The organism is Caulobacter sp. ErkDOM-E (assembly GCF_048541895.1).
In the GTDB taxonomy this organism is placed as follows: domain Bacteria; phylum Pseudomonadota; class Alphaproteobacteria; order Caulobacterales; family Caulobacteraceae; genus Caulobacter.
On sequence record NZ_CP183331.1, the window covers coordinates 1,506,154 to 1,519,886 of the forward strand.

The window sequence follows — 13,733 nt, forward strand, 5'->3', positions numbered from 1 at the left end:
TTATCCCGACTGCGTTGATAGAGGTTCTGATACCCATGTCCCGGCTTCCGGTCCGTAATCGCAAGTCCGGCCTCGTCGTTCTCGGCGGGGGCGAAGCCTCGCGCGCGCCCGGCGTGGTGCATCTGGTCGGGGCGGGGCCCGGTGATCCGGACCTGCTGACGATCAAGGCGCTGAAGGCGCTGCAGGCCGCCGACGTCATCGTGCATGACGGGCTGGTCTCCGACGAAATCCTCGATCTGGCCCCGGCCAGCACCCAGCGGATCAATGTCGCCAAGCGCAAGTCGCGCCACACCCTGCCACAGGACGACATCAACCAGCTGCTGGTCGCCCTGGCCCTGGACGGCCTGACCGTCGTGCGCCTGAAGGGTGGCGATCCCTTCCTGTTCGGGCGCGGCGGCGAGGAGCTGACCGCCTGCCGGGAGGCGGGCGTCGTCTGTCATGTGGTCCCGGGGATCACTGCCGCCCTGGCCGCCAGCGCGGGGGCCGGCGCGCCCCTGACCCATCGCGGCTCGGCCCAGGCCGTCACCTTCGTCACCGGCCACGCCGCTCACGGTGAACCTGACCTGGACTGGGCCTCGCTGGCTCGTCCCAACCAGACCGTCGTTGTCTATATGGGCGTCTCGACCGCCGGCCTGATCGCCGGTCGGCTGATCGATGCCGGTCGCGCCGCCTCGACCCCCGCCCTGATCGTCGAGAACGCCAGCCGCGCTGACGAGCGCCGCATCCTGACCACCCTGGCCGGTCTGGCCATCGCTGCCGAGGGCCTGAAAGGGCCCGCGCTGCTGATGGTCGGCGAGGCCATGGCGATGGCCGAGGTCGCCCCTGCGACCGTCGATCTGGTCCTTCCCGTTTCCCTGTTCGAGCGGAGCTCACGCTCATGAAAGCCATCACCGCCAACCGCCTGCTCGACGGCGAGGTCGTGTTCTGGAAGTCCGGCCAGTGGGTCGACGCCTTCGGCGACGCCCAGCTGTTCGACAATGATGACGATGCCGTCGAGGCCGCCGTCGCCACGGGCAAGGGCCAGCCCACCGTGGTGGTCGATGTCTATCCGATCGACCTGACGCCCTCCGAGGGCCACTGGGCCCCGGTCAGCTATCGCGAACGCATCCGGGCGCTCGGCCCCACCAACGAACTGACACACGGCAAGCAGGCGGACGGCGGCGAGTCCATCGACGCCCTGCGCCACGCGGCGGGCGCGGCGCGCTCGACCGGCCGTGTCGACCTGATCCGCAGGAAGTAAGCGATGTACCAGTACGACATCATCGACCGCGAATTCCTGGTCGACCGTTCCAATGAGTTCCGGGGTCAGGTGCAGCGCCGTCTGGCCGGCGAAATGACCGAGGACCAGTTCAAGCCGCTGCGGCTGATGAACGGCCTCTATCTGCAACTGCACGCCTACATGCTGCGGGTGGCCATTCCGTATGGCTCGCTGAACGCTGCGCAGACCCGCCGCCTGGCCTGGATCGCCCGGACCTACGACAAGGGCTACGGCCACATGACCACGCGTCAGAACATCCAGTTCAACTGGGTGAAGCTGAAGGACGCGCCGGACATCCTCGACGCCCTGGCCCAGGTCGACCTGCACGCCATCCAGACCAGCGGCAACTGCATCCGCAACACCACGTCCGACCCCTATGCCGGCGCTACGGCCGAAGAGATCGACGATCCGCGCGTGTGGGCCGAGGTGATCCGTCAGTGGTCGACCCTGCACCCCGAGTTCAGCTATCTGCCGCGCAAGTTCAAGATCGCCATCACCGGCGCGCTCAAGGACCGCACGGCCGCCAAGGTGCACGATATCGGCCTGATGCTGCGCCGGGCGCGCGACGGTTCGCTGGGTTTCGAGGTGATCGTCGGCGGCGGCCAGGGGCGCACGCCCTATGTCGGCCCGACCATCAAGGAGCATCTGCCGGTCGGCCGACTGCTCAGCTATTTGGAAGCCGTTCTGCGGGTCTATAACCGCCACGGCCGCCGCGACAATATCTACAAGGCCCGCATCAAGATCCTGGTCGCCGCCCTGGGCGCCGAGGAGTTCGGCCGTCAGGTCGAAGAGGAATGGGCCAAGATCGACGCCACGCGCGCCGACCTGCCCGACCTCGAGCTGGCCCGCATCCGCGGCGCCTTTGCCCAGACGCCGTTCGAGACCCTGCCGGCCGTGTCGGACGCCTTCGAGGCCGCCCGCGCCGCCAGCCCGGCCCTGCAACGCTTCGCGCGCAACAACATCAAGCCGCACAAGAAACCCGGCTACGCCATCGTCGAGATCTCGCTGAAGGCTCAAGGCCAGACGCCGGGCGACGCTACGGCCGATCAGCTGGACCTGATCGCCGATCTTGCCGAGCAGTACAGCCTCAACGATGTGCGGGTGACCCACGCCCAGAACATGGTGCTGCCCCACGTGAAGCTGGACGATGTTCCGGCCGTCCACGCGGCCCTGGCTTCGGCGGGCCTAGCGACGGCCAATATCGACCTGGCCAGTGACATCATCGCCTGCCCGGGTCTGGACTACTGCGCCCTGGCCAATGCTCGCGCCATCGGGGTGGCCCAGGACATCGCCGCCAAGTTCGCTAACGAGGACCACGCTGAAAAGGTCGGCGAGCTGAAGATCAAGATCAGCGGCTGCATCAATGCCTGCGGCCACCACCACGTGGCCCACATCGGCATTCTGGGCGTCGACAAGAAGGGCGAGGAATTCTACCAGCTGTCGCTGGGCGGGTCGGGGGCGGAAGACGCCTCGATCGGCAAGATCCTCGGCCCGGCGCTGCCCGCCGATCGCGTAGCGGGCGCCATCGACACCCTGGTCGAAGCTTATCTGGGCATCCGCACGGGCGAGGAGCGCTTCCTCGACACCTATCGCCGCGTCGGCCTCGAGCCCTTCAAGGAGGCTGTCTATGCCCAGGCTGATTAAGCTCACGGGCGGCGTCGCCGCCTTCGCCGACGACAGCTTCGTCAATGTCACCGACGAGGACGCGATCCCGGAAACCGGCGACGTGATCCTGTCCCTGACCCGCTTCCAGGCCGAGGGCGACGCGCTGCTAAGCTCCAACAGCCGCAAGGTCGGGGTGCGCATCGAGTCCAACGAGGAGGTCGAGGCCCTGGCCTATGACCTGCCGCGCCTGGCGGTGGTGGCCGTGGCCTTCCCGAAGTTCCGCGACGGCCGCGCCTATACCTCGGCCCGCCTGCTGCGCGAGCGCCTGAACTATGCGGGCGAGGTGAGGGCGGTCGGCGACGTTCTGCAGGAACAGGCCGGCTTCATGGTCCGCTGCGGCATGGATGCCTTCGAGCCCGCGGACGGCGCGAGCCCTGAGGCCTGGACCAAGGCCGCCAGCCGCTTCCGCCACGTCTATCAGCGCGCCGCCGATGATCGTGCGGTCGCCTTCGAAGAGCGAGGGGCGTGATGGCGTATGACCAGACGGACGCCACGTCCCTGTCTGGTCCGGGCAGCTTGGCGGCCCGGCTGGACGCCGAACTGCGCGACGCCCATCCGCTGACCATTCTGCGCAAGGCCTACGAGACCTTTGGCGGCAAGCTGGCCCTGGTGTCGTCCTTCGGGGCGGAATCGGCGGTGCTGCTGCACCTGGCCTCGCAGGTCGCGCCCAGTATCCCGGTGCTGTTCCTCGATACCGGCATGCTGTTTGGCCAGACGCTCGACTACCGCAAATCCCTGGCTGCCCAGCTGGCCCTGACCGATGTGCGCGACCTGCGCCCGGCCTTCGCTGACCTCGCGGTCAACGATCCCAAGTCCGACCTGTGGCGCACCGATATCGACGGCTGCTGCCATATCCGCAAGGTGCTGCCGCTGGACCGCGCCCTCTCCGGCTTCGAGGGCTGGATCACCGGCCGCAAGCGCTTCCACGGCGCCGACCGTCTGCGGCTGGCGGTGGTCGAGGAGTCCGAGGGCAAGATCAAGTTCAACCCGCTGGCCAACTGGTCCAAGGCTGAACTCGACGCCTATATTGCTGAATACCAACTGCCGGCTCACCCGCTGGTGGCCCAGGGTTTCCCGTCGGTGGGTTGCTGGCCCTGCACCAAGCCGGCCGAAGACGGCCAGGACGTCCGCGCCGGCCGCTGGGCCGGTCAGGACAAGACCGAATGCGGCATTCACGTCGCCCGCGCGCCCGGCGCTGCGCCGAACGTCGGCGGGGACATTTAAGCCTCTGCGGCTGCGGCCTCCAAAGCCGCAAGGTCGCCAGCAGCGATCAGCGGCGCCAGGCGGGTGATCTTCTCGACCGGCCAATCCCACCACGCCAGGGCCAGCAGGCGTTCTATCTCCTCGGCTGAGCGCCGCATGCGGATCACCCTGGCGGGATTGCCGCCGACGATCGCGTAGGGCGGCACGTCGGCGGTCACGACCGAACGGGCCGCGATGACCGCGCCGGACCCAATCTTGACCCCCGGCGTCAGCACCGCGCCTTGGCCGATCCAGACATCGTGGCCGACAACAAGGTCGCCCTTGTTTGGCCAGTGATCCGGCAAGGCGGCCTCCCAGCCCTGACCGAAGATGCCGAATGGAAAGCTCGAAAGAGTCTCGGTGTGGTGATTGCCCCCGTTCAACATGAAGGTCGCGCCCGAGGCGATCGCGCAGAACTTGCCGATCACCAGCCGGTCTCCGATGAACGGGAAGGCGTAGAGGACGTTTTTCTCGAACCCCAGCGGGTCCTCGTCGTCATGATAGTAGGTGAACTCGCCGACTTCGATCTGCGGATGGCTGACGACGGGCTTGAGAAAGACCATCGTTGGGGCGGCGGGGATCGGGAAACGGGCGGACGAATCTGGACCGGCAGACATGCGTGGCGACTCTGGCAGGAGCTAAGGGTTAGGGGTCTGACGGATTTTGGGTGTGTTTGCCGTTGAAGGCTATCGCCGAGGCGGTCTGTCTGGCCAAGGCAAGACCGAGTGCGGCATTCATGCCGCGCAGGCCCCATGGCGGGAGGTCGATCGGCAGGTCGGAAGCGGTCTTTGCGTCCATGGCTCTTGACGCGGGGCGTGTGCCATATCCATTCCATCGCTGCGGCGTTCTCGCGCCGCGATCGATCTTCCCGAGCGAGAGCCCCGCGCCACATGACCTCAGCCGCCACCTCTTCGTTCGCGCATATCACGCATCCCGCACCGACCTCGGCCGAGCGCCGCGCCGCCCTGCTGGCCGATCCGGGTTTCGGCCGGGTGTTCACCGACCACATGGTGACCATCCGCTACAATCAGGCCGAAGGCTGGCATGACGCCCGGGTCGAGCCGCGCGCTCCGATCCCGATGGATCCGGCCTCCTCGGTGCTGCACTACGCCCAGGAAATCTTCGAGGGCATGAAGGCCTATCGCACCGCCGACGGCGGCGCGGCCCTGTTCCGGCCCGAAGAGAACGCCCGCCGCTTCCAGGACTCGGCGCGCCGCATGGCCATGGCCGAGCTGCCGGAAGACCTGTTCGTCGAGGCCGTCGAGCAACTGATCGCCATCGACCGCGACTGGATCCCGGAAGGCGAGGGCAGCCTGTATCTGCGGCCCTTCATGTTCGCCACCGAGGTGTTCCTCGGGGTCAAGCCGGCGTCCGAATACCTGTTCGTGGTCCTGGCCTCGCCGGTCGGCGCCTATTTCAAGAACAAGGCCTCGGCGATCTCGGTCTGGATCTCGGAGACCTATACCCGCGCGGCCCTGGGCGGCACGGGCGCTGCCAAGTGCGGCGGCAACTATGCGGCCAGCCTGCTGGCCCAGTCTGAAGCCATCGCCCATGGCTGCGATCAAGTCGTGTTCCTCGACGCGGTCGAGCGCCGCTGGGTCGAGGAACTGGGCGGCATGAACGTCTTCTTCCGGATGGACGACGGCAGCCTGCAGACGCCGCCGCTGGGCGGCACCATCCTGCCCGGCATCACTCGCAACTCGATCATCACCCTGGCCCGCGACCAGGGGATTACGGTGCGCGAGGAGCCCTATTCGCTGGACCAGTGGCGCGCCGACGCGGCCAGCGGCCGTCTGCGCGAAGTCTTCGCCTGCGGCACCGCCGCGGTGCTGACCGGCATCGGCACGGTGCGGACCTCTTCGGGCGACTTCACGATCGGCAACGGCGCCGAGGGCGAGACGACCGAGCAACTGCGCAACGCCCTGATCGGCATCCAGCGCGGCCGCACAGCCGACCCCTATGGCTGGGTCCACCCGGTCTAGACGTCTATCGGGTTCGCTCCAGCAGCATGATCGGCGCGTCCTTGTAGGACGTGTGGGTCACCACCTTGAAGCCGGTCTTGCGGGCCAGGGCCAGGGACGCGGCATTGCCCGGGTCGATGATGCAGGGCACGCGCGGCGGGGCCAGCGCCTGGTCGATCCAGGCCAGGCCCGCCGTGACCGCTTCCGTGCCAAAACCCTGCCCGTGCGACCAGGCCGCCAGCACCCAGCCCATCTCCGGCTGTCCGAAGAAGGTGGGCTGAACATCGCGGTGGAAGTCGGCGAAACCGACCTCGCCGACATAGCGGCCCGTCGCCGTCTCGCGCACCGCCCAGTAGCCAAAGCCCAGCAGCGGCCACAGACCGCGCGAGCGCAGCAGCCGCGCCCAGCTCTCCTCGGGTGTCGAGGAACGGCCGCCGACGAACTGGGTGACGATGGGATCGGACCACATGGCGACGCTGTCGTCGAAGTCGCTGAGTTCGGAAGCCTTCAGGGTCAGGCGTTGGGTGACGATTACGGGCGGGGACGACGACATGGCGACTCTGTTTGCGGCGCGGTGAGCCGACACGCTACACCGCCAGGACCGTTTTACGAGACCAGTCCATGACCACGCCTCAAGACGCCATCGCCGCCCGCCGCAAGCTGACCAACAAGCTGATCGCGGGAAAGACCGCCGCGCGGCTGGCGCCGTTCTTTGATCCGCAGGTCAGGCTGATCGCCGGCGACGGTTCACTGCTGATTGGCGCCGCCGAGGTGATCGCCGCCTTCGACGCCCAGTTCCGCGATCCGGACTTCATCGCCTATGTCCGCACCGGCCAGGGCGTCGAGCTGGACAGCGCCGGTCTGCGCGCCGCCGAGCACGGGCGCTGGGTCGGGTCCTGGAAGGGCGCGCCGGATCAGTCGGGAACCTATCTGGCGGTCTGGAAGAAGGTCACGGGCCAGTGGGTGATCGAGAGCGAGCTCTATGTGACCCTGGATCGCGGCGACTGATCTTTTCGACATCAGGGCCTTTGTCCGGCCGCGCATTAAGAGAAATTAATTTACGGACATCGGGCTCTGGGCCTACGCATTCGCCCAACAAAACGTTCTTTAGGGGTCTCGCCTTGCAAAACCGTCGTCAGATGCTGTTCTCCACCGTCGCGGCCGGCTTCGCCGCCTCGGCGCCGTCGCTCGTCTTCGCTCAAGGCGCCGCGCCCGCCAATGGCGAAGTGGCCAAGATGAACGCCCTGTTCGACGACGCCATGGCCAAGCTGCTGCGTCAGTCGCCGGAGCTGGCCACGGGCCTGGGTCTGGACAAGGGCGACCTGGCCTGGACCAAGGGCCTGCTCAGCGACCGTTCGTTCGAAGCCATCGCCGCCAGCGCCGAGCAGAACCGCCAGATGCTCGCAGCCCTGCGCGCCATCGACCGCAAGTCGATGTCGGGCATGGACGCGATCAACTACGACACCGTCGAGTTCACCCTGGCGGTGCAGGACGAGGGCAGCAAGTTCACCTATGCCGGCGGCGGTTCGGGCGCCCCCTATGTGCTGAGCCAGCTGACGGGCAGCTATCAGCAGATGCCTGACTTCCTCGACACCCAGCACGCCATCGAGACCAAGGCCGACGCCGACGCCTATCTGTCGCGGATGGAGGGCTTCGCCCGCCTGATGGATCAGGAAACCATTATCGCCAAGCGCGACTACGCCGACGGCGTGATCCCGCCGGACTTCGTGATCGACAAGGCGCTCATCCAGATGAAGTCCTTCGCCGACACGCCACTGGCCGAGGCTCCGCTGATCAAGTCGATCGTGCGCCGCACCGCTGAAAAGAAGATCGAGGGCGACTGGGCCGGCGAGGCGACCAAGGTCTATCTGAACTCGGTCCTGCCCGCCCTGAAGCGCCAGATCGCCCTGCTGGAAAGCGTGCGGCCCAAGGCCACTCACGACGCCGGCGTCTGGCGCCTGAAGGACGGCGGCGACTACTACGCCACCTCGCTGAAGAACTATACGACCGCGACCCTGACCCCTGACGAGATCCACCAGCTGGGTCTGGACATGGTCAAGTCGATCGAGATCCAGGCCGACAAGATCTTCAAGTCCATGGGCATGTCCAAGGGCACGGTCGGCGAGCGCATGGCCGAGCTGGGCAAGGACATCTACGAGAACACCGACGCGGCCAAGGAGCAGCTGATCGCTGACCTCAACGTCAAGGCCAAGTGGATCGAAAAGCAGCTGCCGGCCTATTTCGGCCAGCTGCCCAAGGCCCCGCTGGAGATCCGCCGCGTGCCCAAGGCCATCGAGGCCGGCGCGCCGGGCGGCTACTACAATTCGCCCTCGCTCGACGGCAAGCGCCCGGGCATCTACTGGATCAACCTGCGCGACACCAAGGAACAGGCCAAGTACACCCTCACCACCCTGACGGTGCACGAAGGCGTCCCGGGCCACCATCTGCAGCTGACCCTGTCGAACGAGGCGCAAGGCCTGCCGCTGATCCGCAAGGTGATCGGCTTCTCGGGTTATGCCGAGGGCTGGGCGCTGTACTCCGAACAGCTGGCCGTCGAGATGGGCATCTACAAGACCGACCCGCGCGGTCACATCGGCATGCTGCACGACGCCCTGTTCCGCGCCGTGCGCCTGGTGGTCGACAGCGGCATGCACCACAAGAAGTGGAGCCGCGAGCAGGCCATCAAGTACATGGCCGAGACCATGGGCGACGAGGAAAGCGGCGCGGTCACCGAGATCGAACGCTACTGCGTGTGGCCGGGCCAGGCCTGCAGCTACATGATCGGCAAGATCGTCTGGCTGCGGGCGCGCGAGAAGGCGAAAAAGGCCCTGGGCGCCAAGTTCGACATCCGCCAGTTCCACGATGCGGGCCTGCTGTCAGGCATGACCCCGCTGACCGTGCTGGAATCTGTGGTCGACGACTACATCGCCGCCAAGAAGGCCGGCAAGTAGGACGGGCAGGAGAGCAGGGGGCTAGCCCCAGCTCTCCGACGCCCCGGCGCGCCGCGCTATGGGCTTGATCGCTGCCGGCTTCAGCGCCGGCAGCGGCTGGTCCGCCGGTCTGCCAAACAGCCAGCCCTGGGCGAAGTCGACGCCGGCGTTGCGCACGACGTCCTCGACCTCGACCGTCTCGACCATCTCGGCGACCGTGCGGATCTTCAGGTCGCGACACATCTCGACCAGTCGGCGCACCATCACGCCGTCGCGGCCGTTGCCGGCCAGTTCCCGAACATAGCGACCGTCGATCTTGACGATGTCGAGGCTGAGTTCCTGCAGATAGGCGAACGAGGCCGCTCCCGCGCCGAAGTCGTCCAGACAGACCAGCGATCCCATGCCACGCAGCGCCTGGATGTGGCGGTTGGCCCGCGGCAGGTCGTCGATGGCCGCGCTCTCGGTGATCTCGAAGATCAGCCGCCCCTTGGCCTGGTCGAACTTGGCCAGGGTGCGAGAGACATTGTCGACGAAGCTCTCGTTGACGATCGTGCGTCCCGAAACATTGACCGCCAGCTTCATCTCGCCCGACCGGTCCTGCGCCAGACGACGCACGGTCTGTTCGACGATGGCGTTGTCCAGTTCCTCGATCAGGTCGAATTCCTCGGCCATCCGGATCAGGGCGAACGGGCTGGCGCTATCCTCGAACCGCACCAGCACTTCGTGGTGATGGGCCAGCCCCGTCGTGAGATTGACGACAGGCTGGTAGGCCAGATTGAACCGGCGCTGGCTGACGGCGACGCCCAGGGCGCCGGCCCGCGCCAGGGTGCGCTTGACCGAGCGGTTCATCGCCTCGGCCAGGCTCATCGGCGGAGCATCCTTCAGGCCTTCGCTCAGGAAGTCGTCGAGGGCGTAGCGCAAGGCGCGCATGGCGCGGGCCGACGCCGTGCCGACCTCAAGCGACACCACATGGGCCGTGGCGTCCAGCTCCAGCACCTGGCTCAGACGGCGGGTCAGGCCATCGGTGCTTTCGTCCTTGGCGCGCAGAATGGCGAAACGGTCGTCCGACAGCCGCGTGGCCGCCGAGCCGCCGTGGGACTCGGCCCGCACCGCGCCGGCCACCTGGGCGTCCAGAACCTCGACTTCGGCGCTGGGCAGGGCGGCGCGCCGGTCGCCCAGACCGGCGAACTCGACCATGGCCAGTTCCAGTTCGATCCCGGTCACCCTGGCCGCCTCAAACAGTCCCTTGGCGATGTCCTCGAACGATTCGCGCGGATGCAGACCTTCATGAGTGAGCGGCGGGCTGGGCGCCTGGCTCGAGGTCAAGGCGCAGGACAGGCGGCCACCGTTCTCGGGCAGGGCCCGCATGACCACGCTGACGTGGCGTTCCGTCGGGCCGGCCAGGCTCACCACGACGGGGCCTCTGCGCGCGCCGTCATCGGCGCAGGCAAAGATCGCATCCATCAGGGGCTGGTCGCAGGGGGCGAACAGGTCGCGCCAGGTCTTGCCGGTCAGCGCCGCTTCGCTCTGGCCCACGATGCGCTGCGCCGCGCCCAGGGCCATGCAGATCTTCCCCTCGCGAATCTCGACCAGCAGATCAGCGCTGGCGAAGGCCAGCCCAAGCAGGCGACGTGGATCAATCGACAAGGCGCAGCTCCCCCATACGACCGAAAGCGTCGCACGCGGGCCTTAAGGACGTGTTTCTCGATCGAGATAAGGCGTGCGGCAAAGGGCCGCGCATCCCCGATCCGGGGACTGGAACACGAGCACATGTCGAAAAGAACATCTTGCGAACACGGAACAAAGCCGGTACGACTTTGAGTGTTCCACCGATCAATGGGCGCGTGAAACGCGAAGCCCGGCTTGGCCGGGTGGAATCATGGAATAAGGGCGCATCTCCAATGAACCAGGCGGCTTTGAAACTCGTGGGTAAGGAAGACGGCGACAAGCAGCGCGCTCTAGAAGCGGCGCTGGCGCAGATCGACCGGGCGTTCGGCAAGGGCTCGGTGATGAAGCTGGGCGAAAAGGGCAAGGTCGAGATGGAGTCCGTCTCCACCGGCTCGCTCGGCCTCGACATCGCGCTCGGTATCGGCGGCCTGCCCAAGGGGCGGGTGATCGAGATCTACGGTCCGGAAAGCTCGGGCAAGACCACCCTGGCCCTGCACGTGGTGGCCGAGGTCCAGAAGGCCGGCGGCACCGCCGCCTTCGTCGACGCCGAACACGCGCTCGATCCGGGCTATGCCTTCAAGCTGGGCGTCAATCTCGACAACCTGCTGGTCTCGCAGCCCGACAACGGCGAACAGGCCCTGGAAATCACCGACACCCTGGTGCGCTCGGGCGCCGTCGACGTGGTCGTCATCGACTCGGTCGCGGCCCTGACCCCCAAGGCGGAAATCGAGGGCGAGATGGGCGACAGCCTGCCCGGCCTTCAGGCCCGCCTGATGAGCCAGGCGCTGCGCAAGCTGACCGGCTCGATCAACAAGACCAACACCATCGTCATCTTCATCAACCAGATCCGTCACAAGATCGGTGTGATGTATGGCAGCCCCGAGACCACCACGGGCGGCAACGCTCTGAAGTTCTACGCCTCGGTGCGCCTGGATATCCGCCGCACCGGCTCGGTGAAGAACCGCGACGAGATCATCGGCAACAATGTCCGCGTCAAGGTCGTCAAGAACAAGGTCGCCCCGCCGTTCCGCGAGGTCGAGTTCGACATCATGTACGGCGAGGGCATTTCCAAGCTGGGCGAGATCATCGACCTGGGCGTCAAGGCCGGGGTGATCGACAAGGCCGGCTCGTGGTTCTCCTATAACAGCCAGCGCATCGGCCAGGGCCGCGACAATGTCCGCGAGTTCCTGAAGGCCAACAAGGATCTGGCCAACGAGATCGAGGCGGCTGTCCGCAAGTCTTCCCAGAAGATCGAGGAAGAGCTGCTGGTCGGCGGTCCCGAGGACGGCGACGAATAGGCCTTCGGCTTCTTCAAAGACGACAGACAGGTTTCGCGACCTTCGCTTGGCTACGGCGTATCCCGCCACTCTTGACGCCCGTGGCTTCCCGCCGCGAAGGCCGCGATCCCCCGGACGCCTGGACCCCAAGCCAGGCGTCCGACTTCGTTTTGGGGGATGGCGCGAGGGCGGGCGGGACGCGCGAGCGACGCGCCGTCGGCCTCGTCCTGAAATGACGCGCGCATATTGCGAGTGACGATGTTCGCCGGTGGCGACAGCGGACGTGTGGATGGTCCGTTGAGGGTGGTTAGCTCCCTTTGCGTTGCTGCACTCTTTCCGCCAGCGTGAATGCGACTGACCCCAGCGATACAGCAAGCGTCCCAACGACCAGGCTATCCGCGACGAGGATAGCCGCCATCATTATTGGGGGCTTTCCCACCGCAAAATTGTTCAGGCCGTAGTGAGCCGCTAACGGCACCGCTATCGCAACGGTCAACAACACGACGCCGGTCAGATCGTAATGGTTCATTGCGCTGATCCAACTGCGCAACGTCCTCGTGTTCCCTTCCAGACTGCGATCAAGGAACCACGCCGTAAGGATGATCGATACGAAGACCGATAGGGCTTTAAGACCGCCAAATGAAAGCCTTATCGTCGTCTCGCGACCTGCATCTAGGCCGTCGCCCGGAGTGAACATTCCGAGATACACTTCAACGATGTGCTGGACCCCCTCACCCAAAATGGGCAGCAGCATCACCATCGGGAATGCTGCAACGACTACTGGAACGCGTCGATAAACCATCAGGATTTGGGCTAACATCGAGGCCTCCCAGAGAGACGCTCGAGTGCATCAACCTTATCTATGAGGTAGGCGCATGGTGAGCTTGCGCAATGGCATCCTGATGAGCGCCTTGCCGAAAGCAGACGTTGCTGGCGACGCTTTCGGGTCGAAAGCGGTCTTTGGCGCTGGTCCAACAAGCGGACGCCCCGCGTCCGGCTCATCCTTAAATCTCCTGGAGGCTGCAGCGTGCCGGTCAGACCGACGATCGTCTCGCCGTGAGATTTTAGGATGGCTCCCTCTCGCGAGCGAGAAGACCTTCAAACTGCAATAATTCTTGTCATCCCGGCCGTAGCGCAGCGGAGCGCCGGGACCCAGGGGCAACCGCAGTGCGTCGGCCCCTGGGTCCCGGCTCGCGCCAAGGCGCCTCCGGGATGACAAGCGTTTTTGGGCGAGCATGGGGATAGACGGTGCTGTATCCCCATGCTTTCCAGGGTAGAGCCCAACAAGATCAATCACTTGTAAAATAGTTGATCGCGCCAATCAGACGCGCCGAAACCTCCCGTATTCTTGAGCCTGTCCCCGTCGCAGGGGGAGGGCGCCTGGTACCGGCCCAAAGCGGCGATGGGGATGGAGCTGAGCGGGGCCGCGACGCCCTGGAAGGCGGGTCGAGGTGTGCGGGCTGTCTCAGAAGGACGGACCAAACGCTGAGTGGCTTGTCGGCCGGGTGAACGCGGGTCGAAGAGGGCGAGGGATCGTAAACCCGCCTATCGCGTATCGTCGGCGTCGAGACGGTTAGCCGATCGACGGGATGCGCGCCCGTACGGGGGCTCTTGGGTATCAGAGCTGAAAGACGCTCGCTTGGCCCAATCCTCACGCAAGAACAGCTTCTGCGAAGCGGACAGGTCGAGCCGAAACGCAAAACACACATCACGGTCATCCGGGTTCGCCCCG

At 66.1% G+C, this 13,733-nt stretch carries 13 protein-coding genes; 9 read left to right on the plus strand and 4 right to left on the minus strand.

Features of this window, described 5'->3' with window-relative positions; genetic code table 11:
* The first annotated feature begins 35 nt into the window (after window positions 1-35).
* From cobA to ACN2C7_RS07425, 5 genes are read left to right on the plus strand one after another with little or no spacing between them, the layout of a single operon-like run.
* Window positions 36-881, plus strand: coding sequence for a uroporphyrinogen-III C-methyltransferase (gene cobA / locus ACN2C7_RS07405; RefSeq protein ID WP_419320822.1), 846 nt, complete (start codon window positions 36-38; stop codon window positions 879-881).
* A complete protein-coding gene (locus tag ACN2C7_RS07410) occupies window positions 878-1,240 on the plus strand; it encodes a DUF2849 domain-containing protein (protein WP_419320824.1) in 363 nt (120 codons plus the stop codon). The genes cobA and ACN2C7_RS07410 overlap by 4 nt, the downstream gene beginning before the upstream one ends.
* A gap of 3 nt (window positions 1,241-1,243) precedes the next feature.
* Window positions 1,244-2,902, plus strand: coding sequence for a nitrite/sulfite reductase (locus ACN2C7_RS07415; RefSeq protein ID WP_419320826.1), 1,659 nt, complete (start codon window positions 1,244-1,246; stop codon window positions 2,900-2,902).
* The gene (locus ACN2C7_RS07420) at window positions 2,886-3,392 is read left to right on the plus strand and encodes a DUF934 domain-containing protein (RefSeq protein ID WP_419320827.1); all 507 of its coding nucleotides are present in this window, start codon (window positions 2,886-2,888) and stop codon (window positions 3,390-3,392) included. Before ACN2C7_RS07415 ends, ACN2C7_RS07420 begins: the two co-directional genes overlap by 17 nt.
* Window positions 3,392-4,147: a phosphoadenylyl-sulfate reductase gene (locus ACN2C7_RS07425; RefSeq protein ID WP_419320829.1), complete on the plus strand. Its 756-nt coding sequence runs from the start codon at window positions 3,392-3,394 to the stop codon at window positions 4,145-4,147. Before ACN2C7_RS07420 ends, ACN2C7_RS07425 begins: the two co-directional genes overlap by 1 nt.
* Here ACN2C7_RS07425 and ACN2C7_RS07430 read toward each other — a convergent pair.
* Entirely contained in the window at window positions 4,144-4,782 is a 639-nt protein-coding gene (locus tag ACN2C7_RS07430) for a CatB-related O-acetyltransferase (RefSeq protein ID WP_419320831.1), read from the minus strand. The genes ACN2C7_RS07425 and ACN2C7_RS07430 overlap by 4 nt on opposite strands.
* A gap of 273 nt (window positions 4,783-5,055) precedes the next feature.
* Between ACN2C7_RS07430 and ACN2C7_RS07435 the strand changes: the two genes are divergently transcribed.
* On the plus strand, window positions 5,056-6,147 hold the full coding sequence (locus tag ACN2C7_RS07435) for a branched-chain amino acid aminotransferase (RefSeq protein ID WP_419320833.1): 1,092 nt from the start codon (window positions 5,056-5,058) through the stop codon (window positions 6,145-6,147).
* 4 nt (window positions 6,148-6,151) lie between these two features.
* Here ACN2C7_RS07435 and ACN2C7_RS07440 read toward each other — a convergent pair whose 3' ends face one another.
* Complete coding sequence (locus ACN2C7_RS07440) at window positions 6,152-6,679, minus strand: GNAT family N-acetyltransferase (protein ID WP_419320835.1); 528 nt, start codon at window positions 6,677-6,679, stop codon at window positions 6,152-6,154.
* Between the two features lie 68 nt (window positions 6,680-6,747).
* Between ACN2C7_RS07440 and ACN2C7_RS07445 the strand changes: the two genes are divergently transcribed.
* Window positions 6,748-7,134, plus strand: a complete 387-nt coding sequence (locus tag ACN2C7_RS07445) for a DUF4440 domain-containing protein (RefSeq protein WP_419320836.1) — start codon at window positions 6,748-6,750, stop codon at window positions 7,132-7,134.
* Between the two features lie 131 nt (window positions 7,135-7,265).
* Complete coding sequence (locus ACN2C7_RS07450; protein ID WP_419321428.1) at window positions 7,266-9,077, plus strand: DUF885 domain-containing protein; 1,812 nt, start codon at window positions 7,266-7,268, stop codon at window positions 9,075-9,077.
* 21 nt (window positions 9,078-9,098) lie between these two features.
* On the opposite strand, the gene ACN2C7_RS07455 is transcribed toward ACN2C7_RS07450, so the two are convergent.
* A complete protein-coding gene (locus ACN2C7_RS07455) occupies window positions 9,099-10,703 on the minus strand; it encodes an EAL domain-containing protein (RefSeq protein WP_419320838.1) in 1,605 nt (534 codons plus the stop codon).
* 254 nt (window positions 10,704-10,957) lie between these two features.
* On the opposite strand from ACN2C7_RS07455, the gene recA reads away from it, so the two are divergent.
* Complete coding sequence (gene recA, locus ACN2C7_RS07460; protein ID WP_419251958.1) at window positions 10,958-12,022, plus strand: recombinase RecA; 1,065 nt, start codon at window positions 10,958-10,960, stop codon at window positions 12,020-12,022.
* Window positions 12,023-12,308: 286 nt separating this feature from the next.
* Here recA and ACN2C7_RS07465 read toward each other — a convergent pair whose 3' ends face one another.
* The gene (locus ACN2C7_RS07465; protein ID WP_419320840.1) at window positions 12,309-12,821 is read right to left on the minus strand and encodes a hypothetical protein; all 513 of its coding nucleotides are present in this window, start codon (window positions 12,819-12,821) and stop codon (window positions 12,309-12,311) included.
* Between the last annotated feature and the right edge of the window lie 912 nt (window positions 12,822-13,733).

Excerpts from the sequence above, each read along its gene's own strand:
- ACN2C7_RS07425 (WP_419320829.1), top strand. The coding sequence starts at position 3,392 with ATGGCGTATGACCAGACGGACGCCACGTCCCTGTCTGGTCCGGGCAGC.
- recA (WP_419251958.1), top strand. The coding sequence starts at position 10,958 with ATGAACCAGGCGGCTTTGAAACTCGTGGGTAAGGAAGACGGCGACAAG.
- ACN2C7_RS07420 (WP_419320827.1), top strand. The coding sequence starts at position 2,886 with ATGCCCAGGCTGATTAAGCTCACGGGCGGCGTCGCCGCCTTCGCCGAC.
- cobA (WP_419320822.1), top strand. The coding sequence starts at position 36 with ATGTCCCGGCTTCCGGTCCGTAATCGCAAGTCCGGCCTCGTCGTTCTC.
- ACN2C7_RS07410 (WP_419320824.1), top strand. The coding sequence starts at position 878 with ATGAAAGCCATCACCGCCAACCGCCTGCTCGACGGCGAGGTCGTGTTC.
- ACN2C7_RS07465 (WP_419320840.1), bottom strand. The coding sequence starts at position 12,821 with ATGTTAGCCCAAATCCTGATGGTTTATCGACGCGTTCCAGTAGTCGTT.
- ACN2C7_RS07415 (WP_419320826.1), top strand. The coding sequence starts at position 1,244 with ATGTACCAGTACGACATCATCGACCGCGAATTCCTGGTCGACCGTTCC.
- ACN2C7_RS07440 (WP_419320835.1), bottom strand. The coding sequence starts at position 6,679 with ATGTCGTCGTCCCCGCCCGTAATCGTCACCCAACGCCTGACCCTGAAG.
- ACN2C7_RS07450 (WP_419321428.1), top strand. The coding sequence starts at position 7,266 with ATGCTGTTCTCCACCGTCGCGGCCGGCTTCGCCGCCTCGGCGCCGTCG.
- ACN2C7_RS07435 (WP_419320833.1), top strand. The coding sequence starts at position 5,056 with ATGACCTCAGCCGCCACCTCTTCGTTCGCGCATATCACGCATCCCGCA.
- ACN2C7_RS07430 (WP_419320831.1), bottom strand. The coding sequence starts at position 4,782 with ATGTCTGCCGGTCCAGATTCGTCCGCCCGTTTCCCGATCCCCGCCGCC.
- ACN2C7_RS07445 (WP_419320836.1), top strand. The coding sequence starts at position 6,748 with ATGACCACGCCTCAAGACGCCATCGCCGCCCGCCGCAAGCTGACCAAC.